Source organism: Paenibacillus jepli (assembly GCF_047238105.1).
Lineage (GTDB): Bacteria > Bacillota > Bacilli > Paenibacillales > Paenibacillaceae > Paenibacillus_D.
In genome coordinates, this window is sequence record NZ_JBDFMD010000001.1 from 846,453 (window position 1) to 873,412 (window position 26,960).

Here is a 26,960-nt window from a genome sequence, read left to right on the forward strand (position 1 = left end):
GGGCCGAATCCTGCGCTACCTGTTCAGTCTGCGCCCCGGACGATCCGTCGTCCGCCCTGTACGATCTCGGCCATTGCGATTCCCGGCGCCACTGTTCCCAGCAGCATCGTCAACGTCAAGCCCAATGCCAGCCATGATTTGGCAAATGATTTCCCGTACATCTTGTTCCTCCTTCAAAATAGGATGATGAATAAACTACGGCCAACTGTCCTAATCCCCACTCTCTCATCTATCAACTCCCGGATTGGCTCAATTCATAGACAAAGCACCACAGAGCGATGAAAACAGAGCCAATTATGTATACAGTATACAGAATACAATATACTATATTAATGGAATCTATTATAACACCGCTCTGTCACACGAACAATGCTATTTTTATGGAATCTTCCTATTACGAAAGCCATCTTGCCTCTGAACCCCCGATAACTTACATGAATCTCACACAAAAAAGAACCGTCCCTTATATTGGAACAGTTCTCTCCTTTGGAAAAGCGGTTCATGACTTGTTGCAGCGTCACCTCATCGCTTGCGGGAAGTAAGCTTGGCTTGGGTGAAGTGCAGGAGATAGTCGTGGCCGCCGGCTTTGGAATCGGTGCCGGACATATTGAAGCCGCCGAAGGGATGTGCGCCGACGAGCGCGCCCGTGCACTTGCGGTTGATATACAAGTTGCCGCAGTGCATCGTCTGGAGCGCCTGCGCGATGCGGTCCTCATCGGCGGAGAAGAATGCACCCGTCAGGCCAAACTCCGTATCATTATAGATGCGGATCGCCTCTTCCCAGTCTGCCGCCCGGCAGATGCCGAGCACCGGCCCGAAGATCTCCTCTTGCATCACTACCGCATGCGGATCCAGATCCGCGATGACCGCAGGCTCGATATAGTACCCACTAGGATCGCCGGGACGGCCTCCGAGGAGCAGACGGCCCTCGGTCTTGCCGGTTTCGATGTACGCCAGAATCCTTTGGTACGAGCTCTCATCGATGACCGGCCCGACTGGGGCATTGTCCTCCGGCAAGCCGATCGCAAGCTTCGCTGTCAGCTCCCGGATCCGATCAACCATCTCATCGTAGACGCTGTCCACGATGATCGCCCGCGAGCCGGCCGAGCATTTCTGACCCTGGAAGCCAAATGCCGACGCGACGACAGCCGACGCCGCCGCCTCCAGATCCGCCGTCTCGTCGACGACGATGCCGTCCTTGCCTCCCATCTCGGCGATCAGCCGCTTCATCCAGATCTGGCCCTCCGCTGTCTCGGCGGCCAGCTTCTGAATATGCAGTCCCGTCTCCTTGGAGCCGGTAAAGCTGATAAATCGCGTCTTCGGGTGACGGGTAAGATAATCGCCGATCTCGGCGCCGCTGCCCGGCAGATACTGGATGACATCAGCAGGCATCCCCGCCTCCACCATCACCTCGTAGAACTTGTAGGCAATGACGGGTGTGGCCGACGCCGGCTTCAGGATGACCGTGTTGCCGGAGACGACGGCTGCCGAGGCCATGCCTGCGCAGATCGCGAGCGGGAAATTCCATGGCGGGATGATGATGCCGACGCCAAGCGGGATGTACGACAGCCGGTTATCCTCTCCCGGCACCACTTGCAGCGGCTGCAGCTCATTCGTCCGGGAGAGGCGGAGCATCTCGCGTGCGTAGTACTCCAGGAAATCGATGGCCTCCGCTGTATCAGCATCCGCCTCTGCCCAGTTCTTGCCTGACTCCAGGATCATCCACGCCGAGAACTCATGCTTGCGTCGCCGCATCAGTGCAGCCGCCCGCACCAGCACCTCTGCCCGGTCGGCTGACGGCGTCAGCTTCCACCGCTCAAAAGCCGCCAATGCCGCGGCCATCGCCTGCTCCGCCTGCTCGCGGCCGGCTTTGCCGACGCTGCCGATCACTTGCCCGGTAGCAGCCGGATTGATCGAGACGATCTTGGCCTCGGGCATGACCGGCTGACCTCCGATATGCAGCGGATACGTACCCCCAAGCCGGGATTTGACTCTCTCCAGCGCTTCCAGCATAGCCTGGCGATTGCCGGCATCGTTAAAATCTGTCATCGGCTCGTTGCGGAATGGCTTCCATCCTGCTTCCGTCATCGCGATCCCCTCGCTCTTCGCAGATTTTTGAGTACAAACCAGACATTTGCCGGCCGCTCGGCCAGTCGACGCATGAAGTAGCCGAACCAGTCTTCGCCGAACGGCACATAGATTCGGACCCGGTGCCCTTGACGCACCAGAACGTTCTGGAGCTCCTCGCCGATCCCGTACAGCATCTGAAACTCATACCGTTCCTTGGGGATAAGACGGTCATGGATGTAAGCAAGAGCGGTATCAACAATGGCCTTGTCGTGGGTCGCTATCGCCGCATATCCCTGAGTCAGGTGCAGCCGGATCAACGCTATGAATTGCTCGTCGACATCCGCTTTGTGCGGAAACGCGACCGATTCGGATTCTTTGTAGGCGCCTTTGACCAGCCGCAGATTGGCCTGCAGCTTGCCCAAGGCACGTACGTCATCCATGGAACGGCGGAGATAAGCCTGGATCGCTACGCCGACATTGTCATACTCGCGCCTCAGCTCCCGATACAGCTCCAGCGTCTGCGCACAATGGGCGTAGTCCTCCATATCGATGCGTACGAACTGACCTGCGGCAGCAGCATGCGAGACAATGCGCCGCATATGCCCTAGAGCGTGGCCGCCGTCTATATCCAGACCAAGACTGGTCAGCTTGAGCGAGAGATTGGCTTGCAGACCCGCTTCCTTGATCGCATCCAGTGTCTGCAGACACATCTCCGCCGATTCAGCGGCTTCTTTAGGCGTCGTCACGAATTCTCCCAGATGATCCAGCGTGGCCAGCTTGCCGGCTTTATTGAGCCTGCGCACGACGGACACGGCTTCGCTGATCGTCCTGCCCGCGACGAAACGTCCGGCCCCCAGCCTGAAGCCGTATCTGCGGGCCAGCCGCCCGGCTGCCGGGCTGCCGCCCAAACCAAGTAATATGCGACGCATCACCGACTCGAACATGCTGCATGACCTCCTGCCAGAGATATCCTACAGTATTCGCTTGCCTAGCAAGGATGCGACCAGCTCCACCGCCAACCTGGCCGTCCGGCGGTCATGATCCAGCTGCGCATTGACCTCCACGATCTCTACTGAAGTCACTTTGGCCGATTCGGCCAGCAGCTCGCATGCGAAGTGGGCTTCACGGTAATTGAGCCCGCCCGGTACAGGCGTGCCGACCCCGGCAGCCTCCATCGGATCCAGACAATCCATGTCAAAGCTGACGTGGATGCCGTCTGTCCCGTCGCCGGCGATCCGGAGCGCTTCCCCGACGATCGTCTGGATCCCCATCCGGTCGACCTCATGCATCGTATAGCAGGCGATCCCCTCCGACTTGATCAGCTCACGCTCATCGGGATCCAGCTCACGGGCGCCGATGATAACCAGATTGCGCGTATCGATCCGGCCCGCACCCTCCACAATATCTGCGAGCTTCAGACGGGCATGGCCCGTCGCGACAGCGAGCGGCATCCCGTGCATGTTGCCGCTGGGGCTGGATGCTTCCGTGTTGAGATCGGCATGCGCATCAAACCAGATGACCCCCAGCTTGGGATGATGCTTGGTGAGGCCGGCCAGTGTTCCCATCGCTATGCTGTGGTCGCCGCCAACAACTAGGGGCATGACACCCCGCGAGACAGCATCCGATACCGCTTCACCGAGCCGTGACGCCGTCTCCAGCACTTCCTTCCTGCGCTTAGGCGCGCTTCCGCGTGTCCAGCTGTCCTCGCTCTCCGTCCCCGCAGAGGGGCAATCGATCTCGACGGTTTCTGACAGCTCCAGCTTCAGTTGGCCCAGCTGTCTCAGCAGACCGGCTTGGATGACCGCGTCTGGTCCGAGCTCGGACCCCGGATATCTCCCGCCTAGCGAGAACGGAACTTTGATGACTTGAATCGGTAATGTAGACATAGTGGTCATCCTCTCTTCTTATTTATATGCAACACTTTGCTCAGACAGTTGTTGTCAATACCTGCTCGATTCGCTCGAGCGCCCAATCCAGCTCCTCCTGCCGGATCACGAGCGGTGGCGCCAGACGAATCGTCGTCTCATGCGTTTCCTTGCAGAGCAGCCCAAGAGCCATGAGCTCTTCGCAGAACGGCCGTGCCGGACGGTCCAGCTCAATGCCGATGAATAACCCGCGTCCCCGGATCTCGCGGATATACGGGCTGGCGATCGACTCCAGCCGGCGGAGAAGATACGTGCCAAGCTGGTCCGAGCGCTCGGCAAGCGCTTCACGCCGGGTAACCTCCAGCGCCGCGATCGCCACGCTGCAGGCGAGCGGATTACCGCCAAACGTCGAGCCATGCGATCCAGGCTCGAACAAGCCGAGGATATCGTCATCGGCAGCCACCGCCGATACTGGCACGACGCCGCCGCCGAGCGCTTTGCCCAGGATATACAGATCCGGCACCACGCCTTCCCAGTCGCAGGCGAAGCGGCGGCCGGTACGGCCGAAGCCGGTCTGGATCTCATCGGCAGCCAGCAGTACTCGATGGCGGCGGCATAGCTCGTGAGCAGCCTTGAGGTACCCTGCCGGCGGGATGATGATGCCCGCCTCGCCCTGGATCGGCTCGATGAGCAGCGCGGCCGTATGCGGCGTGATTGCCTGCTCCAGCGCTGCCAGATCCCCGTAAGGGATGATCTTGAAGCCCGGCGTGAACGGACCGAAGTCCTCGCGGTACTCAGGCGACGAGGAAAAGGAGGTGACGGTCAAGGTCCGCCCGTGGAAGTTGCCGCTGCAGACGATGATCTCCGCCTGGCCGTCCGGGACGCCTTTGACACGGTACGCCCAGCGGCGGACCGCTTTGATCGCCGTCTCCACTGCCTCGGCGCCGCTGTTCATCGCCAGGATGCGGGACTTGCCCGTGTAAGCGGACAGCTTCTCATAGAAGATACCTGGCGAGGGGCTGTGAAAAGCCCGCGAGGTAAGGGTGACTTTATCCGCCTGCTCCTTGAGCGCCCGGATAATATCCGGATGGCGATGCCCCTGGTTCAGCGCGGAGTATGCACTTAGCATGTCCATATATCGGTTTCCTTCCGGATCCTCGACCCAGACGCCCTCTGCCCGTTCGATCACGATCGGCAGCGGATGGTAATTGTGTGCGCCATACCGGTTGGACTGCTCGATTGCCGTTCTAGATGATGTTTGGCTCATCACGAATCCTCGCTTTCGATGTTTGAATATTGTATACAATATACGTATGGATATAAAAAATCGGACAAAGCTTTAGTATGCCCTGTCCTGGGATAATTTATACGTGATTGCAACGAGCGGCGCATGGGGCGGTCGGATCGGGTCTCTGATGCTGGAAGCTGACCTTACTCTCTACAATACTTTGGAGAGGAAGTCCTGGGTTCGTGGATGCTGCGGATTCGCCATGACTTCGCGCGGGATGCCTTCCTCGACGATCAGCCCGCCATCCATGAAGATCAAGCGGTCGCCGACCTCTCGGGCGAAGCCCATCTCATGCGTGACGATGATCATCGTCATGCCGTCCTTGGCCAGCTTCTTCATGACATCGAGCACCTCGCCGACCATCTCGGGATCGAGCGCCGACGTCGGCTCATCGAACAGCATGACGGCGGGTTGCATGGCCAGTGCCCGGGCGATCGCGATCCGTTGCTTTTGGCCGCCGGAGAGCTTGGCAGGATATTCGTTCTGTTTCTCCTCCAGCCCAACGGTACGCAGCAGCTCCAGCGCGAGCTCGCGGCCCGAAGCCTTGTCACTTTTCTTGAGCAGGGTTGGCGCCAGCAGCAGGTTCTCCATCACGCTCATATGAGGGAACAGATTGAAGTGTTGGAACACCATGCCCATCCGCTGACGGATCTGGTTGAGCTCCGACTGGCTGCCCGTCACTTCCCGGTCTTCAAAGTATATCCGGCCGCTGCTTGGTTCTTCCAGTCTATTCAAACAACGGAGAAACGTGCTCTTGCCCGATCCGCTTGGTCCGATGACCGCCACGACTTCTCCCTTGTGAATGGTCGTATTGATTCCTTTTAGAACCTGATTGCTGCCAAACGACTTATGCAGTTCCTCTACTGTAATCATGATTTGGTCAACTTCCTTTCCAGCGCGCGCAGCAGGTTCGAGAGCGTGAAAGTCATGATGAAATAGATCGCCGCAATGACTAGCAGCGGTTCAGTCGGCAAGAACAACGAGCTCTGCAGATTGCGAGCTGTATACATCAATTCTCCGATACCGATAAAGGCGACGAGCGAAGAGTCCTTGATAATGATAATGAATTCATTGCCGATCGCCGGCAGCATGTTGCGGAACGCCTGCGGCAGCACAACATGGCGCATCGCCATCGCGCGGGTCATCCCAAGCGAACGCGCCGCCTCATATTGTCCCTTGTCAATCGCCTGAATTCCCGCGCGGAACACTTCGGCCATATAAGCCGCGCTGTTAATCGTCAGTGCCACCACGCCAGCCGTAAACGGCGGCAGATTAATGCCAAATGTCGTAAGGCCATAATAAATAATTAAAATCTGAACAATCATGGGCGTGCCGCGAATAAGCTCGATATAGGCGCCCGCCAAAAAACGCAGCAGTCCAACCGTCGAGATGCGCATCAAAGCAAACATGACGCCGAACAGCGTACCGAGAACAACGCCGACAGCAGAAAGCTGCAGCGTTGTCAAGGCGGCTTTGGCAAAGGTCGGCCAATGTTCGTTTAGGAAAGAGAAATTCAAATCCTGATTCATAGGTCGTTAACTCCGTCCGTTATTATTCACCCAGCAGTTCGTTGGCCTCCACGACGAATTGCTCGTACTCGCCCGATTCGACCAAGCGCTGGATCGTCGCGTTGATGCTTTCCATCAACTCATCTTCGCCAAGCTTGACCGCTACGGCAAAGCCTTCGTCTTCTTCCGCGATCTCGACCGGGGCGATAGCCAGGGACGATTGGGTTCTCGCATATTGCTCCCCTACCGGCGACTCCAGGATGATCGCATCGACACGGCCGCTAGTAAGCTCCATGACCAGCTCAGGAATCTTGCCCAGCGACGTCAGGACGGCGCCATCGATCTCTTCGGCAATCCCTTCCTGGATCGAACCCAGCTGAACGCCGATCCGTTTGCCGTGCAAGTCCTCCTCAGAAGTGAACTGATCCGCTTGATCCGCCTTCACGAGCACCGCCTGCGAAGTCTGATAGTAGATATCCGACAACAGGACATTCTGACGGCGATCATCAGTAGCTGTCAGGCCCGAGATGACCATATCCACTTTATCGGTGTTAAGCGACATCAGCAAGCCGTCAAATTCGGAGTCAATAATCTGAAGCTCAGCGCCCAGATCCTTAGCGATCTCTTTGGCCAGCTCGATATCCGAGCCAACGATTGTATTCGTGCCGTCGATATTGGCATGGAACTCGAACGGCGCATAGTCAGCGCTTGTCCCCAAGATGAGTGTCTGGGTCTCTTCAGTTGGCGCATTGCCTCCGTTGCTGCCAGTATTGTCCGGCGCATTATTAGTACCGCTGCCGCCTCCGCACGCTGCGACGATCATTGCCATTGCGGCAATACTGCCAGTAGAAAGCCACTTCTTGTTCATCTTCTCCATCCCCCGTTTTTAATCATTTTACACGTCAATCTAGCATTCCAAACACTTACGTGAATCTCACGCCGCTAGATATATAGTATATTGTATACAGAATATTCCGCACAATATACAACTATTCGAATGTAAGCAATTATAACACTCTCATTCCCCGTGCACAACGCTTTTTTAGGTCGAAATGATGACAGCTCTCGTGTGAAAAGACCTGACAACTCCTACGAACTTGGGTATAATAACCTAATAAATACTAACCTTGCGAGACTCGAATTGCTACAAGGGGGAATTATCGTTGCAGGCACCAAAGTACCAGTCACTAAAAGACCACGTATACGATTATATCGCGCAGCGTATCCAAGATCAAACGCTGCTGCCCAACCAAAAAATCAATGAAGCTGAAATTTGTAAAAAACTGGACATCAGCCGGACGCCAACCCGGGAAGCGCTGTTCCAGCTTGCCTCCGATAATCTGCTGGATTACCTGCCGCGCCGAGGATTTACGGTGAAAGCCTTTGACCCCAAGAAAAAGCTGGACCTGTCGATGATCATCGGTACGCTGGAAGGTCTGGCAGCCACACTGGCGGCGGATCACCTCTCGCCCAAGGATCTCTCGGCTATGGAGGCGCTTGTCGAGAAGATGGACCATGCTATTGCCCATCATCAATTCTCGGACTACTATAAGGATCAGATTATCTTCCATAAGATGTACATCGACAAATCCGATAATGAAATTCTGATCGAGACGCTAGGCTCGCTCAAAAACAGCTTTATCCGCCAATCCTATGCCAGCGAGGATCCGGACAAGCTGATGCGTATCCTCTATGTCGTCAATGACGAGCACCGCAAGATTGTGGAGCTCCTCCGCACCCGGGACAAGGCAGGACTTGAGGCCACGCTGAAGTATCATTGGCGCATTATCGACAGCGAGATGCTGTAGTAAATTAAACAAATGAAAGCACCTTCACCGCACCAAAGCGGCAGAAGGTGCTTTCTGGTATGTGGAGGGCAGTCGTAGGATTTGCGTCTTACGCCGAAGTCTGATCAGGCAGCAGAATAACCTTCAGGCAGCCTTGGCTTTGCTTGACCAACCGGAACCCTTCCTGGAACTCGGAAAGCGGCAGCTTGTGGGTCACTACGCCGTCTGTCGGCAGTCGGCCGTCCGCGATGCCCGAGATGACATGCGGGTAACAGTAAGGACCGAGATGGGCTCCGAGGATATCCAGCTCCTTGCGGTCGCCGATAATGCTCCAGTCCACCGTCACCGGACTGCCAAAGACGCTGAACTCCACGAAAGTACCCAGCTTGCGGATCGCGTGCAGACCCTGGATGACGCTGGCCGGTGCGCCGCTGGCTTCGATGTAGACATCGCAGCCGTACCCTTCTGTCAGCTGCATAATCTCCGCCACGACATCCTGCCGGGTCGGATTGAGCACAAGATCCGCCCCGAATCGCTTTGCCAGCTCCAGCCGGTCGTTCTGCAGATCAATGACAGCGAGCGTGCCGGGTCCTCTCAGCCGCGCTGCCGCTACCATACCCAGCCCGAGGGTACCGGCGCCAGAGATCACCGTGAAGTCTCCCAACTGAATATTGGCGCGGTTGACCGCATGCATCGAGCAGGCATACGGCTCGATCAGGATCGCCTGCTCGAGCGGCAGCGCCTCCGGCACCCGGTGATTGATCGCCTGAACCGGGAAGATCATATACTCGGCCATCGCGCCGTTCACATTCGACTGAAAGCCATAGATATCATGCTTCTGGCACATCCAGTACTGTCCCCGCCTGCAGAAGCGGCATTCCGTACAAGGTACGATCTGCTCCGAGATCAGGCGGTCGCCTATGGCATAATCGGTCACACCTGTCCCGACAGCAGCTACGATACCGACGAATTCATGACCGGGGATGACCGGCGTCTTAACGTACGTAGGCTGCCCGTCGCCGCCCCAGAACATCGGTGCGCCGTCCCACGCCTTGACATCGCCTGCGCAGATGCCGCAGCCTTCCACCCGGATCATCACTTCTCCTGGTCCCGGCGAGGGTGTCTGTACTGTCTCGTACCGATAATCGCCCGGCCCGTGACATACAACCGCTTTCATCGTATCTGGTACACCTATCACCTATCTGGCTCCCTTCTCCTTCGCTTATTGGTTCAGGTTGCGGATTCGCATATTAGTCCAGGTTATAGAAATGCGCTGCTGTCCCGCCCAGGATCAACTGGCGTTCGCTATCAGAGAAACCTGCCAGCGCCCGGTTGGTCTCGAGCCATACCTTGCGGTAGTCGCCCGCCAGATTGGCCACCGGCCAGTCGCTGCCGAACATCAGCCGGTCCGCGCCAAAGCAGATCATCGCGTGCTCGATGTACGGCTTCAGATCCTCTCCGGCCCAGCTATCAGGATCTGCTGCCGTGTTAAGTCCGGACACCTTGGCGAAGACATTGGGGTATTGTGCGGCCTCCCGCAGCAGCGTCGCCCATGGCTCCAACTGCCGCTCGCGGATCGGCGGCTTGGCGAGATGATCGATCACCAGACGCAGCTTCGGCAGCCGCTCGGCGAGCGTGCAGACATGCTCAAGATGGCGGGGCAGCACAGCGACGACATCATACGTGTATTCGAAATCAGCCAGCACACCCAGTCCCTCCAGCACCGCGGGCTGGATCACCCAATCCGGATCGGCTTCGTCATGAATCAGATGCCGTACCCCTTTGAACTTGGTACGGGAGCTCAGCGCCTCCAGCCGCCTGCCGGCAGCTTCGGGATTGCGCAGATCCACCCAGCCGACGACCCCTGCCACCCACGGATGGCGATCGCCGACCTCAAGCAGATAATCCGTCTCTGCATCGCTGTGGTCGGCCTGGACGATAACCGTCTCATCGATCCCGTTCTCGCGCAGCAGCGGCTCCAGCTCTTCGGGATGGAAGCTGCGGAACAGCTCCGGCTCATTCACCGTCGGCCAGGTATATGGGATGCGGTCAAAATCATAGAAATGCTGATGGGCATCGACAATGCGTTGCTTCGTTTCACTCATAGTCAGGGATTCCTCCTCATTGTGGTTATGCCGCTCAACGCTCCCCCGTCTTCAAAGAAACGGTGGATTGCTTCCTGCACCTGCGCGTCGGGGATAAGCGGCGGCGCCTGATGCGGCTTGCTGCGGGCGTCAAGGATGACATTGTCGCAGCCCCAGTGCTTGTGACGGTAGGTTGCGCCTACGCCATGCATGTCGTGCGAAGGATTGCTCCGGGTAAACGTGACCCACAGGAAGTTGTTCAGCTCCGCGCTCAAGAACTCGCTGTCGTCGCACAGGACGATCAGCGGGCACTCCGGCAGCCCGCCCCGCTCCATGATAAAAGCGGACCATGCCGCTGTCTCTTCTGCGGTCTGCTTCTCACCCCGGTAAGCCGGGCCGTCGACCGCGACGATGCCCGGCAGCACGTACCCCGCGTGCCGGATGCCGGGAAGCTGACGCAACAGCTCCGGCACATCCCGGCACAGCTCTCTCCGCTTGGGGCCCGCTGCGGCAAAGATCACCTTGCTGCCCATATTGAGCCCTTCGCCGGAATAATCGAGCGTGTCGATCGTCGTCTGGGTCTGGAAATGCAGATCGCGCTGCAGATCCATCCGTTCCAGCATATAGGTGAAGAATTCCTCCATCCGGTGCGTGCTGAGCGGCTGCTCCTGCTCGGCCGCGATGAACAGATACTTGGCCAGACTGAGCTGTCCCGTCCCCAATATACGGTTGGCGATCGTCAGGATCTCGGCGGGACGCTGCACTTGCTCATAGGGCGTATAGCGCTCGCTGCCGATCGCGAGCAGCAGCGGATGCACGCCTGCCGCATCGACAGCATGAACCTCCTTGACGCCGCGGATCTCCTTGCTGATCGCCCCGCCGGTAAGAGCATGGATCAGCTCGCCGAAGGAGGTGTCCTCCTGCGGCGGCCGGCCGACCACCGTGAAGGGAAAGATCGCGCCGCTGCGCGCGTATACCTTGTGCACCCGCATCACCGGGAACGGATGGACCAGGCTGTAATAGCCGAGATGATCGCCGAATGGCCCCTCCGGCTTGGTCTCGCCGGGATGGATCTCGCCGGTGATGACGAAGTCGGCATCGAGGCTGATGCAATGACCCTCGCAGTAGCTGTAGCGGAAGTGCCGGCCGGCCAGCAGGCCTGCGAAGGTCAGCTCGCTCATCCCCTCCGGCAGCGGCATCACCGCAGATAGCGTGTGCGCAGGCGGCCCGCCGATGAAAATGCTGACCTTGAGCGGCTGGCCGAGCCGGTTCGCTTTCTCCTGATGGATGCCGATGCCCCGGTGGATCTGGTAATGCAGGCCGATCTCCTTGTCCGTCTCGTAGTCATTGCCTGTCAGCTGAATGCGGTACATGCCGAGATTGGCATTCATCACCCCCGGCTTCTCCGGATCCTCCGAATACACTTGCGGCAGGGTGATGAAAGCGCCTCCGTCATCCGGCCAATGCTTGATCTGCGGCAGATCGGAGATGCGGATCTCCTCAAACCCTGCGGGCCGCTCCCCCGAAGACTTGACCGGCAGCGCCTTGCGGGCGGAGAGCGCCGTCCCGAGCGACTGTACCGGCTTCTTGAGCCCGCCTATCGGTTCATTGCGGAGATCGATGACGCGCTGCGCCGCATCCCAGGTATCCCTGAAGATGTACTTGCTCCGCTCGATCGTGCCAAAGAGATTGGACACAGCCGGGTACCGGCTGCCTTTGACCCGCTCGAACAATATAGCAGGCCCCCCTGCCCGGTACACTTCCAAATGAATCGCTGCCATCTCCAGATGCGGATCGACTTCCTCGCGGATCCGGATCAGGTGGCCCGCCCGTTCCAGGTCATTGACGCATTGCTCCATCGTGCGATAGTTCATCCTGACACTCCTTTATCCAAGTCACACTTGCTGCACGTATATATCCACTTCAATTATGTATTTCGATATGTACTTCTTATATCTGCTAGGGCTGGGGCCAGGTCAACTCGGAGGCCGGGTTTCCATACGATCAGCCTGTATGTTCGTACAGTTCCGTTCATATAATGGCAGAAACAAATTCCGGGAGGACCTCGTCCATGAACAAGCTTGGCGAACGAATCCAGCATGCCATCGACCGGCTGACGGCCGAGCTCGCGCAGTCGCAGCAGCCTGATGGCTCCTGGCGCTGCTGCTTCGACAACGGCACGAATATCGACACGTATATGATCATCCTGATGCGAACCCTTGGGGAAGCGGATGAGCCGCTCATCCGACAGCTCTCCGACCGGATCAGGAACCGACAGCACCCTGACGGGTATTGGCGGCTCTATGAGGATGACGGCGAGGGTCACCTCTCCACGACCATCGAAGCCTATTATGCCTTGCTATACGCCGGCTACTGCCGTCCTGAAGACGCGAGTATGGTAAGGGCGCAGCGTTATATCGCCAGGAAGGGCGGGCTCGCCCGCGCTGGCGGCATCATGACGCAGGCGCTGCTCGCCGCAACGGGACAGATCCGGTGGCCGCGGTCGGTGTCGTCGATCCCGCTGGAGGTGCTCCTGCTGCCCCCGGCATCGCCTGTCCAGTTCTTCGACTTCTCCGGCTATGCGCGCGTGCATCTCGTCCCCCTGCTGCTTATGGCAGACCGGCAGTTCGCCATGCAGGGCGAGGGGTGCCCGGACCTGCGCAGTCTCCTTGGCGCCCGCGAGAGCAGCTACGAATCTCCGCTGCCGCAGGGCCAGCAAGCGGTGCAGCAGCGGCTGGATGCCGGACTGTACCGGCTCATCGGCAGCCGCCGTTCGCTGCATGAAGAGGCGACTGTGCGGGCCGAGCGCTACATGCTGGAGCGGATCGAGTCCGACGGGACGCTGTACAGCTATGCCAGCTGCACGATCCTGATGATCCTGGCGCTGCTGGCGCTGGGCTACGACAGCGAGGATCCGGTGATCCGGGCAGCGCTGAAAGGACTCACGGGGATGAAGTATGAGCTGGAAGCGGGGGCGATGATCCAGAACTCGCCTTCCGAGATCTGGGATACGGCGCTGCTGGCATATGCTCTGCAAGAAGCGGGCGTGCCTGCCGAGCACCCGATAATCGACAGGGCAGGCCGCTACCTTCTGACTCATCAGCACACCAAGCCGGGAGATTGGTCATTGCATAATCCGGGCGCGGCTCCCGGCGGCTGGGGGTTCTCCGAGAGCAACACGATCAACCCCGACGTGGACGATACGACAGCAGCGCTTAGGGCGATCTATGCGGGCTCGCGCCGTGATGCCCGCTGGCTGGCCGCCTGGAACCGGGGGCTCAGTTGGGTCGTCTCTATGCAGAACAAAGACGGCGGTTGGCCAGCGTTTGAGAAGGATACGGATATGCAGATGCTCACTTGGCTGGCAATCGACGATGCCGCAGCCGCAGCCATCGACGCGTCGGAGGCGGATCTGACGGGACGCACGCTGGAGTATCTCGGCCATTGGGCACGTCTGGACTGGACACATCCGTTGGTCAGGAAAGGCGTGGATTGGCTGGTCAAGCATCAGGAGAAGGACGGCTCGTGGTACGGCCGCTGGGGGATCTGCTACATCTACGGCACGTGGGCGGCGTTGACGGGGCTGGCCGCGGCCGGCGTACCTGCGGACCACAAGACGGTGCAACACGGCGCCAAGTGGCTGGAGAAGATCCAGCAGGAGGACGGCGGCTGGGGGGAATCCTGTCAAAGCGATCAGCGCAAGCACTATGTGCCGCTTCCCTGGAGCACGCTCTCGCAGACGGCTTGGGCGCTGGACGCGCTGATCGCCGTTCATGATAAGCCGACAGCTTCCATGACACGGGGGATCGCCAGACTGATAGAGCTGCTGGAATCGCACGGCCGCGGGGCCGGTTATCCGACGGGGGCCGCCCTGCCGGGCAGCTTTTACATCCATTACCACAGCTATGATCAGATCTGGCCCTTGCTCGCCTTGGCGCATTACCGGACCAAGTACGGGAGCGTGTCGGAGTAGCAGTGCCCGGAGCTGACTTGGCCAGCCTCTCAGCGCTGCTGCCGCAGATAGACTTTGAAATAGCCGACATAGACAAGTCCGATGAAGGCTCCGTACACCGCCAAGGTCACAATAATACTGCGCGGATCGGCCAACAGCTGGCTGCCCAGCAGGGCAAACAGCACCATGGACGGGATTTTGCCCAGCGAAGAAGCGATAGAGTATGGCCAGAAACCCACTTTGCTGACGGCACAATAGATATTGACCAGCACCGAGGGGATGAAGGGGATGAGCCGAACGGACAGGATAAAGATAAACGCGCTGCGTTCGAACATCGCCGTGATGCGTCCGATCAGGGAGACCTGGTGCAGCATCCGCTGACCCCAGTCAAAAAACAGCCAGCGCACCATTACAAACATCAGGATGGACGCGGCCGATGAGCCGATCCAGGTATAGACCGCACCCAGCTGCGAGCCGAAGGTGGCGCCCAGGATGCCGCCGATCAGCGGATACGGGATAACCGGGAATAAGGCAAGCAGCGTGGCTGCGCTAACGATCATCAGCGGATGGACGCCGCTCGCCTGCTCCAGCCAGCCGAGGATATCGCTGCGGTACCAGAGGATCAGGACGATCGCAGCGCCGTATATCAGAAAGGACAGGATGCGCTGGTACAGCGGCTTGCCGGGCGTCACGTCCAGCGGCGCCCCTGTCTTCCCCGGTTCGGGTAGGCCAGCCTCTCGCTGCTCCGTACCTGGAGCAGACGTCTTGGCTTCAGGATCATGTTGTATGTCAGACTTTGCAGGATGCTTCATGCTTTTCTCTCCTTCGAGGGCCAGCCTGCGCGATGTGGACAGGCAGCCTGTGCCCATTGTACCCAATTGGAGCGGCGACGGCCAGTCTTCATGTGGTAAAGTAAAGGATGATAAGGTTGTACCAAGCCCAAGCTTATGAAGCGATTTTTCCTTTGAATAGTTTTTAGGAGGACCATGATGACCCACACCAAGCAACGGACAGCGGCCGGCACTCGCCTATTCGTCCCCAGCCTGCGCGCTGCTGCCGGCAGCTACAATCCGCAAGAAAGGTTCTGTCTTCGAACAGGCCGGTTATACGCCTTCGGCATCATCCTTAAGGGCAGCGTCGAGATCGTCATGGACGGAAAACGGCAGATCGTCCGCGCCCGAAGCGCCTTCCTTCTGCCCCCAGGTACGCTTGCCTATGGACAAGCGTTGGGAGGTCAACCGCTGCGGTATCGGGTTTTGCTTTTTCACTGTGTCGTGCTTGCTGGACGCGGCTCCGACTGGCGCACCGGTCCCGCCCGGCTCCCGGCTGCTATAGGGCCGGCTCTGGCGACCGGGGCCGCTGAGCTCTTCGATGCACTGAAGACGCAGGAGCGCCACATGGTCTGTTTCCTGCTGGCCCGGCTGCTCCAGCGCTACCTCGCGGAGCTGAGCGAGCAGCCCGCTGGGGGAGGCGGCATAGAGGCGGCTGCTGCTTACATGGACAAGCATTTTACCGAGTCCCTGCAGGTCGAACAGTTGGCTGGTATCGCAGGATACAGTCCCAATCATTTCACCAAACTGTTCAAATCCGCGATGGATTGCACACCTGTCGCCTACCTGACGAAGCTTCGGATCGAACGGGCCAAGCAGCTCATGCTGACTTCCGGATCAATGAAAGAGGTGGCCAGCGAGGTCGGGTACCGGGACGAGCATTACTTTAGCCGGGTCTTCAAACAGGCAACCGGCGTGGCACCGACGATCTACATCAAGACTTGCCACCGCCGGGTAGCCGCCTTATACTACGGGCTGGACGAGTGCCTCCAAACCCTCGGTCTGCAGCCGGTGGCCAGTCTCTCCTATACAAGACGCATCGCGCAGCCCGTCTTATCCCCAAGCGCCTTACCCCATGGCCTGCCGCCTCAGCCGCAGACCCTGCGGCTCGACAGCATCGGCATGAATTATGAGGCGCTCCTGCGCTCCCGCCCGGAGCTGCTCATCACCAGCGATCTTCTGGCGGATGAGGCTGCGCGCATGCGCGAGATCGCACCTGTGGCGCTGCTGAAGCATTCGTATGACTGGCAGAGACCGGGAGGCCGAGCGATGGATCGGGCGCTTCGCCGAGCTGCGCAGCCGTGTCGGTGAACGCATCGCCGCGCAGCTCGGTTCCGCGACTGCCTGCTTCCTGCGGATTATGCCCTCCAGATACCGGGTATACGGGGCCCGCTGTCAGACCGGAGCTCTGCTCTATGGCGATCTCGGGCTGTCCCTGCCTGCCGGATTGGAGCCGGAGCGTTGGGCGGTTGAGCTCGACAGGCACATGCTCATGCAGCTACGGCCAGACCACGTCTTCCTCATGGTCGACCCGATGCCCGACTCCAGGCGGAGGCTGCGCGAGCTCACGCACAGCGAGCAGTGGCGCAAGTGGCGTCCGGTGAAGAACGGCTGCATCTATCGAGCCGACGATTATCTGTATGCGGCACTCGGTACAGCCGGCCGGATCGCGACGATAGATCATGCCGCGGGGCAGCTTGGCGTCGATGTGCGGGGGATTGTCCAAGCATACTTAGAGGAAATATCCATTGCCAGGTAGGTGGCGCCGCCTTACTATAAGTGATAATGATTTTCATTATTATATCGAAAAGGGGATTCACCATGAGACCGCTATTGCCGTTTGCTTGCCTGATGCTTATCCTGCTGCTCTCCGCCTGCGGAGGACAGAACAATGCGACACCGGACAATGATCCGTCTCCACCCCAGCAGCAGAACACGGGGAACGAATCGGAAGCTGCCGAGAACAATCAAGCAGCCGGCACATCCGACATGCGTACCGTTACCCATATGATGGGCGAGACCGAGGTCCCTGCGGAGATCGGCAAGATCGTCGTGCTATCCGCCGCTTATGCCGATCATCTGCTGACGATTGGCGAGAAGCCATATGGAATCAATGTAGAAGCCCGCTATGGCGGCGATTACCCTGCCTATCTCGCGGATCAGTTGGCAGGTGTGGCGCTGGTCGGCTCGGCCGAAGAGCCCAACCTGGAAGCCATCGCCGAGCTTGATCCCGACGTCATCCTGATCGAGAGCCGGACAGCGGAGACGACATATGATCAGCTGGGCAAGATTGCGCCGACGATCGTCCTTGGCACAGAATGGCTGGCGTACGAGGATGACCCTGCTTCCTGGACGTTCGACCTGCTGAAGATTGCACAATTGTATGACAAGGAGGACCTCGCCAAAGAGCGGATCGCCGAGCTCGAGCAGAAAGTTGCGGAAGCTAAGCAAACGGTCGAAGCCTTGGAGGATAAAAAGCTTGCTTATCTCCGGGTGCGCGAGAAAACCGTGCAAATCTACGCTGCTGCCGGTCATCCGATGAACACGCTGCTCTATCATGATCTCGGATTCGAGCCATCAGCGCTGACCCCCGAGGATCAGCGGGCCGACCTGTCTCTGGAAGTGGTCCCCGATCTGGATGCCGGACTGATCTTCCTGGAGGTTGATCCGAATGGACTCGACAATCTCCAGAGCATCCGCGAGAGCTCGCTCTGGTCGATCGTCCCCGCCGTCGCCACAGACCAGGTCCATGAGACAGATTCCTTCTGGCTGTTCAAAGGCTGGGGCGCGATCGGACGCGCTCAGATCGTGGAAGAAATCCTGCAAAGCTTGTCCTGATTCTGCCGGTATACATTCCTGGGGCGGGCTATCGTAAGTGCGGTGTCCGGAGACGGCGAACCTGTGGAGAGCAAAAGCTAAGCCAGCGTGAAGAAGCGGCATGATACGGGTGCTTTTGAAAAGCAGCTTCATGCGTTCCGTCAAACGCTGAAGCAGCAGCTGGCCGCCAACAACGGGGTTCCGCTAAAGGTAGAGGGCACTTATATTGATTATGATATGATTGATCAGCCGCATGCCAATTTTCAATTCATAAATTTGACCGAGAAACGCATTATCGCCTTTGAATTTACGTTTGACTGTTATGATGCTTATGGCCAGAAGGTGAAAGGCACGTTCTCCGGCAATCACCGCATCAATGCCAATGTGGGACACACAGATCTGTCGCCCGGACAGGGCAGCACATACACGACCGATTTGATGTGGTATGAGAGAACTCACACTCTTCGCAACATCCTTGTCAACAAGGTTGCTTATTCGGACGGCACCGTCTGGAAGAGAAAATAAATTGGTTTCCAAATAGCCCCAACTGAACCTTAACCTGAGCCGCCTTTCACGCTATACTTAAGAAGGCATTCGGCATCTGCAACCCGAGAGATGCCAAGTTAAAGGAGGCAGTATGGACTACATAAGAGATTACTCGATGTATGCCGCCATATTCGGCTGGTTCAGCTTTTGCTGGTTTGGCTGGGCACAGGAGCGGCCGCGGCAGGGATGGCGCGTGTTCCTCGGTATCGGTTCAGGCATCGGTTTATTGATCAGTATCCTGGGGATTTATCTAAGCGCGACTCACTGGTCCTCGCCGACTGCGCTCTCGGAGATGGGCGCATTCCGCAGCTATCTTATTTTTGTCGCGATCGAGGTTGTGCTTGCCGGCGTCGGCGCATTTTTCCTTATTCGCTCCAAACGGTCCGACTACGTCGCGCCATGGATCGCGTTCATCGTCGGCATCCATTTCATCTGGCTCAAGTTTGTGTTCCTGGATGCTGCGCTCTACGTGCTTGCCGCGCTGCTGGTGGCGGTATCTCTTATCTCCCTGCCGCTCTCCCGCAGACTTGGCGTCGCCAACAGCGCGGTCACCGGCATCGGCACGGGACTGTCCCTGCTTGCATTTGCCGTACTGGGACTGATCCGATTCTATATGGCAGCGTAAGGTTGCACCAACAGGGGAACTCAAGCTGACAGCTAGTTGAATACAAAGCCTCGCGGTAACGAATCGTTCTACTGACCGCTGTTGTTCCCGGATCTCTTGATTTGGCCCTCTCAGGGTGGTAATCCGGGAGCAACAGCGAACAGAACGCAGGTCTTTGAACTATCGGAATATGCGTCCAGATAATACCAGCCGGTACTATGAGCACTAAAATGGTGTTTGCTGACCCTACCTATGTTTGACTACTCCAAGCACCAAATCGGGACTTACTGACTCCATTCCACCGCTCCAAGCATCAAGACGGTGCTTGCAGAACAACCCTTACCGCCTTATTAGTAACTGGAGTCTAATTTTGACAGCTAATCGCTGTCTTTTTTATATTGCTGCTTTACTTATATATACCTATTAGGTATATTGGAGTTATGAAACGGAGGCGGTACACGACATGGTCTATGTGATATTGGGGTTCCTGATGATCCGCGCGCTCACGCAGTACGATCTGAAGCAGGCGTTGAGCCGTGAGGTGTCCCCCTTCTACAGCCCCAGCCTGGGCAGCATCCAGGCTGCGCTCAAAAAGCTGGAGGCCGCAGGCTATGTGGTGCCTGAGACACAAGCGGACGGTAGGCGCAAGAAGAAGCTGTACACGATAACCGCGTCGGGCCGGGAAGCGCTGCGCGCCTGGATGCTCGCCAGCATCGCCCAGGATCGGTTGGAGACGGATGTCGGTACCAAGCTGTTCTTCCTAGGGTTGATGGCGCCTGCGGAACGACTGGCTATCATCCGCGATATCGTCCAGCAGCTGGAGCTCGTCGCAGCGCTCTATGAGCAGACGGAACTGGCAGAATCTGCACGCTCCGTCGACACACCGTACCGCGATATCGCCCGCTATCAGCTGAAGACATTGAGCCTCGGTCTGCTGCAGCATCGCAGCATGCTGGAGGGGCTGCGGCAGGTGCTGACTGAATTGGAGGAGGAGATCTACGGTGGAGAATCCTAATCCGCATGCCCGGGAGTTGACGTATCGGGGCGCCCGCATTGCTTACAGCGTACAGGGGCCTGTCGCAGGCGAAGCGCTGGTCATGATTCATGCCGCATTTGCCGACCGGCAGCTGTTTGAAGATCAATGCAGCTATTTCTCAAAAGCTTGCCGGGTGTTGACGCTGGATCTGCCAGGGCACGGCCGTACCATCGTAAAGGGCACTCGGGTGGTAATGGGCGATATGCCAGATATCCTTGCCGCTCTGCTCGATCAGGAGGGCATCGCAGCCTGCCATCTGCTCGGCGTATCTATGGGCTCCCTGGTTGCCCAGGCCTTCGCTGACCGCTACCCCTCCCGTGTCCGCTCGCTAACCATCGTCGGCGGCTATTCGATCCACAAGGCGAATGATAACGTCCTGAAGGCGCAACGCAAAGAGACGCTGAGCTGGTTCGTGACAGGGCTTATTGCCTTTGAGCGGTTCAAACGCCGCATAGTGAAGCAGTGCTGTACGACTCAACGGGGACAGCAGCTGTTAACCCGGAGCTCCGCGTCGTTCACCCGGCGATCCTTTCTGGCAATGGATGGCATGCAGCGTTTCTTCGTGCCCAAGGATGATCCTGCGCCCTATCCGCTGCTGCTCGTCTACGGCTCGGAGGATCTGCCCGTGATTCGGGAAGCGATGCAGGCGCTCCACCAGGCCGAGCCCGACTGTCAATTGATGGAGCTGGCCGGCGCCGGCCACTGCGCCAATGCCGACGATCCGGCGGCGTTTAACCGGACGCTGGCGGCATTTATCGGCATCCCGATGGAGCAGTAACCATGGCGCAGCCGTGATGCTTCATTCTGCCGGGGGTTAACGATGCGATGGCAGAATTTATCGGCGTGCCGAGGGGAAGAAAAGTACGTTGCAGCTAGGCGGACGGCCGACTCCGGCGCTCTAAGGGAAGTACGTTGCAGCTCAGCTGACGGTCGATTCCGATGCTCTAAGGAAAAAAAGGTTCGCTGGAGCGTGTGGCGTGGCGGGTGGAGAGGCTGTAAGGGAGAAAAGGTTCGTTGCTGCTCAGCGAACGATTCCTGGTTATGCTCATCAGTTATAGCCTGACTCCCAGGAATCATATAAATTATATTTAACAAAGGACCGGCCAGCGACCGGTCCTTTGTGCTATCTTGCGGGGGTTTACCAATCTGCGTTGTTCGTCCCTCCGCATTGGTCTTACTCGGCAAAGCTCACGTAATCCAGATTGCCGATATACATTAGACTCGAGGTTGTCGATCCGGTAATCACCATATAAATGGTCTGCGTGCCGCTCAATGGCTGTGTCAGCACAGCTTCGGCTACCCGAAAATCACTCCAGCTTCCGGTTTGCGGCATCGCCACTTCACCAATTACCGTCCCGCCCGGTCCATCCAGTCTAATCTCAGCCTTTACATCGGCCGGGATACGATTGGACGGCCCGGAGTAGGCTAGCGAAACTTTGTTTTTGGCCGTAGTGCCAAAATCAACGTCAGCAAAGTTAAACCATGCTCCAGTAAATGTATTAGCGACGACTCTGCCGCCATTGCCGTTCTCTTCTGCCATCGGACTATTCCTGAACGTATTGTTCTCCTGCGACCGCTCAGCCGCTTCGAACTCCAGGCGTATTGGCGGCTCGGTCTCGACCGGCGGGTCCACAGGAGGGTCAACCGGCGTCTCTGGCTGGTCTTTCACCGTAAAACGGGCGTTGTCGAAGTTGCCGATATACGAGATACCGCCTCCCGTCGTACCGCGAAGCACCAAGTACAGGTCATGTACGCCAGTCACCGGCTGCGAGAGCTCAGCATCAACGATCGCATACGTGGTCCATCCGCTCGCTGTCGGCGGCGCCTCGACTGTAGCAAGCAGTGTGCCGTCGATGCCTCCCAGCCGCACCTCGACCCGCGAATCGGCTGCCGTGTTGCCCCGGTTGCCGGCATATTCGATCTCCACATGATTGACGCCCGAAGTACCAAAGTTCATGTTCTTGTAGGCCAGCCATGCGCCGTCATACGTATTGGCGACTTGCCTGCCGCTTCTGCCGTTCTCGAGATGCATCGGCCGGCCGTTGCCCGCATTGAGCGCTGTCGACCATTCATCATAGTCCTCCAGCTCCAGCATCGCATAATCGTCACGCAGCTCCAGATAGTCCAGGGTGAAGCTGTCTAGGTTGGAGATGTACGGATGCGTTCCAGTTGTGCTCCCCTTCATGACGATATATAAATCGTGTACACCAGTGACAGTCGTATCCAATACCGCATCATGGGTGATATACGAACCCCAGCTATCGCCAGTACGAGGCAGTTCTACTTCGCCGGCCAATGGGCCATCGGCACCACCCAAGCGGAACTCGAGCGCGATGTCCTCTGGCGCGCGGTTTGTGGGCGCATCATAGACGATGGAGACTTTGTTCTTGCCCTTCTCTCCAAAGTCTACACCCTCGAATGCCAGCCAAGCACCCGGGAAGGTATTGCCGACCACTGTACCGCCATTGTTCGGTTCCGTGTACATCGGTCTGTTTTGATTCAATGGATTCGTGGCTTCCGTCATGCTGGTAAAGCTCTCAAACTCGATCTTCAGACTGTCGCTGCCTGGCTCCTCCGGCGTCTCCGGGAGCTCCGGGGCGTCCGGGAAGTCCGGCAGCTCCTCTTCGGCATCCGGGTCGAACGGGTCGATCGGATCGACCGGCTTCTCAGGGACCGGCAGCGGCTCCAGTCCGGGCTCCTGAGGCTCTTCGCCCGGCTGTCCTTCAGGACGCGGCGCAACCGGTTCAGCCAGCCAAACCGAGTCGTAGATGTTGCCGTGGAACGCATCCACGACATACACATTGACGGCGTAACGGCTGCCTGTCACATTGAACATCTGCGATACCTGGAAGTCGCCGTTATCGACCGGGATCGCGTTGGTCATCCAGGCTTGACTGCCGCCATCCATCAGTTGGAAGACGACATACGGATCTTCGTGGTAGTCGCCGGTCAACGTCCCGCTCGCCGTGACCGCCAGTTGGCCGCGGGTGGTCGTTGCGACTTCCAGATCATACACTTCCCACAATTGATTGGCCGTATAATCCTGATCGGAGATCAGCGCCAGACCTGCCGCCTGCTCCGCTGCCGGATTCGCTCGTACCCGTATCTGCACCTTGCCGGCCGGATAGTCTCCCGCGCCGACCGTCTGCGGATTGTTCGTCACCTGGCGCCAGCTCCGGCCGCCGTCTGTCGTGAACTCATACAGCTCCGGCTGTTCAAAGCCCGGGACATAGCTCCATCCGAAAGTATTGAGCTCATCATCAATGACCGGCGCTGTCGGCGCAGCCGGCACCTCAAGAAGCTTGAGCGCCTCCAATCCGAAAGCGAAGGCGACATCCGAGCTCGTCCCGTTGACCTGATGCACCTCGGCTGCAATCACGTTGGTACCCTCGACCAGCAGCGACTTGTCGATGGTATACGGCAGCCAGTTGCGTTCATTGCCTACTGTCGCATTCGCCCAGGTGTTATAGCCGACTGGACCATTCGGCATATTGGTGCGGATGATCTCGTGTCCGTTCAAGTAGACGATCGCTCCGTCATCCCGGATCAGGCGACCAGCAAGTGCCGCCACGTCCTCGGGATGATCGATCTGGAACGCATGGCGGAAGTAGGTTGTCGGATACTTGTTGTTGCCGTCGGGACCATATCCCACCACTGTATCGACGTAACCTGTGTTATCGTACCCAAGCACTGCAGCACCCGCCGCCCAGTCGCTGTCGTCGAAGCCGATGGCCGTCCATCCGTCGCCCGGATGGCGGCCCTGGTCGAAGAACTGCCAGTCCGCTTTCTCCTCGATAAGCTCCTGGCTCGCATACTTATTCTCCACCGCACCGGTATAATCGGTGGTCGGCGGCGCAGCCTCCGGGGAGGCTCCCCAAGCATAGTTAGGCTCAGCCCCCATCTCGAAGACCAGAGCGCCGCCATTCATGATGTCCGCGTGATTGATCCACGGCTGGTCGAACACCTCGCCGTTCAAGGTCGCGGACTGGATGAAGCGGTTCGCGCTGGACACATTATTGGCCTTGATCGTAAACGACCGGCCGTTGTCCAGGTTCAGCTTCACTTCCGAGAAGATCGGCGAGCCGATCGTATAGTACGGATCGCCCGGATTGCTCGGGAACAGACCCATCGCGCTGAATACGAACCAGGAGGACATTGCTCCCGCATCGTCGTCCATCGACAGCAGATAGCCTTCCGGATCCGCCCGGTACACTCTTGACTTCATCGGATAGTTATACAACCCATGGTTGTGGTATTTCTGGGTAACCACCTCAGTCGTATACTCCCGTGCATAATATTGCGTCAGGTACGGCATGCCGAGATAGTTGAACAGGAAGGGCACATGCAGATCCGGTTCATTGACTGCGACATACTCATCGATGGCGAAGAAGTGCTGCAGATCCTCGGCCATCGCCCGCTTGCCGCCCATCAGCTCAGCCAGGCCCGGCACATCATGCGGCACGGTCCAGCGGTACGTCCACAGATTGCCTTGATAGACCAGTCGGCCCACGGCTTTGACATCATTCGGATTGACCTGCTCGCCATTCTTCGTGAAGAAGCCGCGCTCGACGCCGTCTCCATCCTCCTGGGTTGCGTTCCAGTGCTGCTTGTAAGACATGGCCAGCTGCTTGTACTTGTCGTACATGTCTTCGTCGCCCACCATCTCCGCGAGCTTCATCGGATAGTAGGCGCTGTACGCCTTCTCCAGCATGCCCGACACACGGTCTTCCGTGTCATACTGGTCCGTATCTTCAGCCATCCCCTCCAGCACCTCACGGAGCTCGGGTTCGCTCAGCTCGAGCCCTTTGGCGATGGCGTCGAGGATGACAGCGCCGTTGAACTCGTTGCGCACCGTCGGGCTCGGCCAGTAGCCGGCTCCCCACTTGGTATAAGACCCTCTGGTTTTGTACAGATCGATCATGGACAAGGCCATGTTCTCGAAGCGCTGCGGCTCAAGGATCGAGTACAGCGGGTACTTGCGGAAGTCGTCCCACGTCGACCAGCCATTGTAATACTCGAAGTTCTCGCCGATCTCCGATGTATGGCGGATGGTGTTCTCGTCCCGGCCCGCGCGGAATTCGCCGTCCGAGCTCGTGACGTTGTTGGGATGCTGCATCGCATGGTACAGCTGGGTATAGAAGATCCGCTTGTTCTCTTCATCCGTATCGGTGACTTCTACCTTGCCTAGCGTATCGCTCCAGAGCTGGCGGGTGGCTTCATGCCGCTTGTCAAAATCCCAGCCGAAGCTCTCTTGCTCTTGCTCGCGCTCTGCCCTGGCTTGCTCGACACTGATCGGCGACAGTCCGACCTTGGCTTGCACGATCCTGTCAGCCGAGTTATCGAAATTGAAGTTCAGCCAGACGCCGCTGTTGGCGCCGGAGCGCTCGGTGGCCGAGCCCGACTCCGCACCGCTCCATGTCGTATAGGACGCCACGTCCTGATCGAATTGAATGGAATAGTACATTTTGTAGAACCCATTAGCGCATACATTGCGGGATTCGATCATGCCGGTGATTTCATTGCCTTCTACCTTAAGATTCGCATTGACCATACCGGCATACGAATTGGACAGGTCGACGAGCACGGAGCCTGTCTCCGTATCCACTGGAAACGTGTAGCGGTGAAAACCGACATTGTCCGAGGCGGTGAGCTCCACCTGGATGCCGGAATTCAGCTCTACGGTGTAATAACCGGCAGATGCGCCTTCGCTCGTCTTGTCATAACGTTCCTTGTAGACGCTGCTGTTGGTCGTGAAGTCCTTGGTCGTCGGCATCATCAGGATGTTGCCGCCGGCTCCGTTGCAGCCGACGCCGCTGAAGCGCAGATGCGAAAACCCTTTGAGCGATTGATTCTCATAATAGTAACCGCTGAATGCGCCACCGTCGCTATCCGGTCCGGGAGCGACCAGCCCAAACGGTGTCCGCGGTCCCGGGTTCGTCTGGCCGTTGTCGCCCAGCGTATTGATGAACGGGTCCACATACTCGACCGGCGTCAGATTGGTGAGGGGATAAGCCGGCGATTGCCCGCGCTCCACCCCGTACACCTCAAACTCGCTGATCCGCGCCGTATTGCCGTTGTGGGCGGCCTTGGTAAGGTACAGCCGCACGTAGCGGGCATCGAAAGCCGGCACATAGCGGTCGACGATCGTCTGGCTGTTGTTCTGGATGACATCGACGTCCTCCCAGCGCTTGCCGTCTTCACTCTTCTGGAAGCGGAAGTTCTTGGTGTTCCAATAAGGACACTGGTTGCCCTCGGCCATACAGTTGTTCTGTACGACATATTGGTTGATGGTGAATACCTCACCCAGATCCAGCATCAGCCAGCGATTTTCACGGGGCGAGTTGTCGCACCACTTCGTATCGGTTTTGCCGTCGACGGCAAACTGGGCGACCTCCCGCTCATTGCATGCTCCCGACCCCATCGCAATAGAGTCCAAAGCCAAATTTCTTGTTTCAATGCCCGAAGTCGGCAGCAGCGTATTAGCTGCCACAGTGCCAAGACCCGCCGTCTGCAGCAGCGTCAGCAGCAGCACGAAGGCCAGGCTTAGCGCCATCCATTTATTTCGCATGGGAT

22 protein-coding genes are annotated in these 26,960 nt (G+C 58.2%); 9 read left to right on the forward strand and 13 right to left on the reverse strand.

The genetic code is table 11. The features are described 5' to 3' along the window. Positions 1 to 23 precede the first annotated feature (23 nt). The 8 genes from ABC336_RS04005 to ABC336_RS04040 form a co-directional block, all read right to left on the reverse strand. A complete protein-coding gene (locus tag ABC336_RS04005) occupies positions 24 to 161 on the reverse strand; it encodes a hypothetical protein (protein WP_413237437.1) in 138 nt (45 codons plus the stop codon). A gap of 361 nt (positions 162 to 522) precedes the next feature. Continuing rightward, positions 523 to 2,088 (reverse strand): L-glutamate gamma-semialdehyde dehydrogenase, encoded by a 1,566-nt coding sequence (gene pruA / locus ABC336_RS04010; protein ID WP_413237438.1) that lies wholly within the window; start codon positions 2,086 to 2,088, stop codon positions 523 to 525. Further along, complete coding sequence (locus ABC336_RS04015; protein WP_413237439.1) at positions 2,085 to 3,014, reverse strand: proline dehydrogenase family protein; 930 nt, start codon at positions 3,012 to 3,014, stop codon at positions 2,085 to 2,087. Before ABC336_RS04015 ends, pruA begins: the two co-directional genes overlap by 4 nt. Before the next feature lie 27 nt (positions 3,015 to 3,041). After that, positions 3,042 to 3,956: an arginase gene (gene rocF / locus ABC336_RS04020; protein ID WP_413237440.1), complete on the reverse strand. Its 915-nt coding sequence runs from the start codon at positions 3,954 to 3,956 to the stop codon at positions 3,042 to 3,044. A 40-nt stretch (positions 3,957 to 3,996) separates the two neighbouring features. Beyond that, the gene (locus ABC336_RS04025) at positions 3,997 to 5,202 is read right to left on the reverse strand and encodes an ornithine--oxo-acid transaminase (RefSeq protein WP_413237441.1); all 1,206 of its coding nucleotides are present in this window, start codon (positions 5,200 to 5,202) and stop codon (positions 3,997 to 3,999) included. Between the two features lie 171 nt (positions 5,203 to 5,373). Beyond that, positions 5,374 to 6,096 carry an amino acid ABC transporter ATP-binding protein gene (locus ABC336_RS04030; RefSeq protein ID WP_413237442.1) on the reverse strand — a complete coding sequence of 241 codons (723 nt, stop codon included), beginning with the start codon at positions 6,094 to 6,096 and terminating at the stop codon, positions 5,374 to 5,376. Next, positions 6,093 to 6,752, reverse strand: coding sequence for an amino acid ABC transporter permease (locus ABC336_RS04035; protein WP_413237443.1), 660 nt, complete (start codon positions 6,750 to 6,752; stop codon positions 6,093 to 6,095). Before ABC336_RS04035 ends, ABC336_RS04030 begins: the two co-directional genes overlap by 4 nt. A gap of 22 nt (positions 6,753 to 6,774) precedes the next feature. After that, complete coding sequence (locus ABC336_RS04040) at positions 6,775 to 7,599, reverse strand: transporter substrate-binding domain-containing protein (protein WP_413237444.1); 825 nt, start codon at positions 7,597 to 7,599, stop codon at positions 6,775 to 6,777. Positions 7,600 to 7,894: 295 nt separating this feature from the next. Between ABC336_RS04040 and ABC336_RS04045 the strand changes: the two genes are divergently transcribed. Continuing rightward, the gene (locus ABC336_RS04045) at positions 7,895 to 8,539 is read left to right on the forward strand and encodes a GntR family transcriptional regulator (RefSeq protein WP_413237445.1); all 645 of its coding nucleotides are present in this window, start codon (positions 7,895 to 7,897) and stop codon (positions 8,537 to 8,539) included. Between the two features lie 88 nt (positions 8,540 to 8,627). On the opposite strand, the gene ABC336_RS04050 is transcribed toward ABC336_RS04045, so the two are convergent. From ABC336_RS04050 to ABC336_RS04060, 3 genes are all read right to left on the reverse strand, one after another. Then, positions 8,628 to 9,695: an alcohol dehydrogenase catalytic domain-containing protein gene (locus tag ABC336_RS04050; protein WP_413242434.1), complete on the reverse strand. Its 1,068-nt coding sequence runs from the start codon at positions 9,693 to 9,695 to the stop codon at positions 8,628 to 8,630. Positions 9,696 to 9,768: 73 nt separating this feature from the next. Beyond that, on the reverse strand, positions 9,769 to 10,623 hold the full coding sequence (locus ABC336_RS04055) for an amidohydrolase family protein (protein WP_413237446.1): 855 nt from the start codon (positions 10,621 to 10,623) through the stop codon (positions 9,769 to 9,771). A 2-nt stretch (positions 10,624 to 10,625) separates the two neighbouring features. Then, positions 10,626 to 12,476, reverse strand: a complete 1,851-nt coding sequence (locus ABC336_RS04060; protein ID WP_413237447.1) for a UbiD family decarboxylase — start codon at positions 12,474 to 12,476, stop codon at positions 10,626 to 10,628. 197 nt (positions 12,477 to 12,673) lie between these two features. Between ABC336_RS04060 and shc the strand changes: the two genes are divergently transcribed. After that, the gene (gene shc / locus ABC336_RS04065; RefSeq protein ID WP_413237448.1) at positions 12,674 to 14,575 is read left to right on the forward strand and encodes a squalene--hopene cyclase; all 1,902 of its coding nucleotides are present in this window, start codon (positions 12,674 to 12,676) and stop codon (positions 14,573 to 14,575) included. A gap of 29 nt (positions 14,576 to 14,604) precedes the next feature. Here the strand turns inward: shc and ABC336_RS04070 are convergent, their stop codons facing one another. After that, on the reverse strand, positions 14,605 to 15,366 hold the full coding sequence (locus ABC336_RS04070) for a TVP38/TMEM64 family protein (protein ID WP_413237449.1): 762 nt from the start codon (positions 15,364 to 15,366) through the stop codon (positions 14,605 to 14,607). A gap of 174 nt (positions 15,367 to 15,540) precedes the next feature. Between ABC336_RS04070 and ABC336_RS04075 the strand changes: the two genes are divergently transcribed. From ABC336_RS04075 to ABC336_RS04105, 7 genes are all read left to right on the forward strand, one after another. Further along, the gene (locus tag ABC336_RS04075; RefSeq protein WP_413237450.1) at positions 15,541 to 16,695 is read left to right on the forward strand and encodes an AraC family transcriptional regulator; all 1,155 of its coding nucleotides are present in this window, start codon (positions 15,541 to 15,543) and stop codon (positions 16,693 to 16,695) included. After that, positions 16,625 to 17,143, forward strand: a complete 519-nt coding sequence (locus ABC336_RS04080) for a TroA family protein (protein WP_413237451.1) — start codon at positions 16,625 to 16,627, stop codon at positions 17,141 to 17,143. The genes ABC336_RS04075 and ABC336_RS04080 overlap by 71 nt, the downstream gene beginning before the upstream one ends. Positions 17,144 to 17,205: 62 nt before the next feature. Continuing rightward, positions 17,206 to 18,222 carry an ABC transporter substrate-binding protein gene (locus tag ABC336_RS04085; protein ID WP_413237452.1) on the forward strand — a complete coding sequence of 339 codons (1,017 nt, stop codon included), beginning with the start codon at positions 17,206 to 17,208 and terminating at the stop codon, positions 18,220 to 18,222. Between the two features lie 87 nt (positions 18,223 to 18,309). Next, entirely contained in the window at positions 18,310 to 18,726 is a 417-nt protein-coding gene (locus ABC336_RS04090) for a hypothetical protein (protein ID WP_413237453.1), read from the forward strand. Positions 18,727 to 18,838: 112 nt separating this feature from the next. Continuing rightward, complete coding sequence (locus ABC336_RS04095) at positions 18,839 to 19,372, forward strand: hypothetical protein (protein ID WP_413237454.1); 534 nt, start codon at positions 18,839 to 18,841, stop codon at positions 19,370 to 19,372. A gap of 442 nt (positions 19,373 to 19,814) precedes the next feature. Next, complete coding sequence (locus ABC336_RS04100; protein ID WP_413237455.1) at positions 19,815 to 20,366, forward strand: helix-turn-helix transcriptional regulator; 552 nt, start codon at positions 19,815 to 19,817, stop codon at positions 20,364 to 20,366. After that, complete coding sequence (locus tag ABC336_RS04105) at positions 20,353 to 21,165, forward strand: alpha/beta fold hydrolase (RefSeq protein WP_413237456.1); 813 nt, start codon at positions 20,353 to 20,355, stop codon at positions 21,163 to 21,165. Before ABC336_RS04100 ends, ABC336_RS04105 begins: the two co-directional genes overlap by 14 nt. 396 nt (positions 21,166 to 21,561) lie before the next feature. On the opposite strand, the gene ABC336_RS04110 is transcribed toward ABC336_RS04105, so the two are convergent. Beyond that, positions 21,562 to 26,955, reverse strand: coding sequence for a GH92 family glycosyl hydrolase (locus ABC336_RS04110; protein ID WP_413237457.1), 5,394 nt, complete (start codon positions 26,953 to 26,955; stop codon positions 21,562 to 21,564). Positions 26,956 to 26,960: the final 5 nt, after the last annotated feature.

Coding starts and splice junctions, on each gene's coding strand:
- ABC336_RS04005 (WP_413237437.1), bottom strand. CDS start 161: ATGTACGGGAAATCATTTGCCAAATCATGGCTGGCATTGGGCTTGACG.
- pruA (WP_413237438.1), bottom strand. CDS start 2,088: ATGACGGAAGCAGGATGGAAGCCATTCCGCAACGAGCCGATGACAGAT.
- ABC336_RS04015 (WP_413237439.1), bottom strand. CDS start 3,014: ATGTTCGAGTCGGTGATGCGTCGCATATTACTTGGTTTGGGCGGCAGC.
- rocF (WP_413237440.1), bottom strand. CDS start 3,956: ATGTCTACATTACCGATTCAAGTCATCAAAGTTCCGTTCTCGCTAGGC.
- ABC336_RS04025 (WP_413237441.1), bottom strand. CDS start 5,202: ATGAGCCAAACATCATCTAGAACGGCAATCGAGCAGTCCAACCGGTAT.
- ABC336_RS04030 (WP_413237442.1), bottom strand. CDS start 6,096: ATGATTACAGTAGAGGAACTGCATAAGTCGTTTGGCAGCAATCAGGTT.
- ABC336_RS04035 (WP_413237443.1), bottom strand. CDS start 6,752: ATGAATCAGGATTTGAATTTCTCTTTCCTAAACGAACATTGGCCGACC.
- ABC336_RS04040 (WP_413237444.1), bottom strand. CDS start 7,599: ATGAACAAGAAGTGGCTTTCTACTGGCAGTATTGCCGCAATGGCAATG.
- ABC336_RS04050 (WP_413242434.1), bottom strand. CDS start 9,695: ATGAAAGCGGTTGTATGTCACGGGCCGGGCGATTATCGGTACGAGACA.
- ABC336_RS04055 (WP_413237446.1), bottom strand. CDS start 10,623: ATGAGTGAAACGAAGCAACGCATTGTCGATGCCCATCAGCATTTCTAT.
- ABC336_RS04060 (WP_413237447.1), bottom strand. CDS start 12,476: ATGAACTATCGCACGATGGAGCAATGCGTCAATGACCTGGAACGGGCG.
- shc (WP_413237448.1), top strand. CDS start 12,674: ATGAACAAGCTTGGCGAACGAATCCAGCATGCCATCGACCGGCTGACG.
- ABC336_RS04070 (WP_413237449.1), bottom strand. CDS start 15,366: ATGAAGCATCCTGCAAAGTCTGACATACAACATGATCCTGAAGCCAAG.
- ABC336_RS04075 (WP_413237450.1), top strand. CDS start 15,541: ATGATGACCCACACCAAGCAACGGACAGCGGCCGGCACTCGCCTATTC.
- ABC336_RS04080 (WP_413237451.1), top strand. CDS start 16,625: ATGACTGGCAGAGACCGGGAGGCCGAGCGATGGATCGGGCGCTTCGCC.
- ABC336_RS04085 (WP_413237452.1), top strand. CDS start 17,206: ATGAGACCGCTATTGCCGTTTGCTTGCCTGATGCTTATCCTGCTGCTC.
- ABC336_RS04095 (WP_413237454.1), top strand. CDS start 18,839: ATGGACTACATAAGAGATTACTCGATGTATGCCGCCATATTCGGCTGG.
- ABC336_RS04100 (WP_413237455.1), top strand. CDS start 19,815: ATGGTCTATGTGATATTGGGGTTCCTGATGATCCGCGCGCTCACGCAG.
- ABC336_RS04110 (WP_413237457.1), bottom strand. CDS start 26,955: ATGCGAAATAAATGGATGGCGCTAAGCCTGGCCTTCGTGCTGCTGCTG.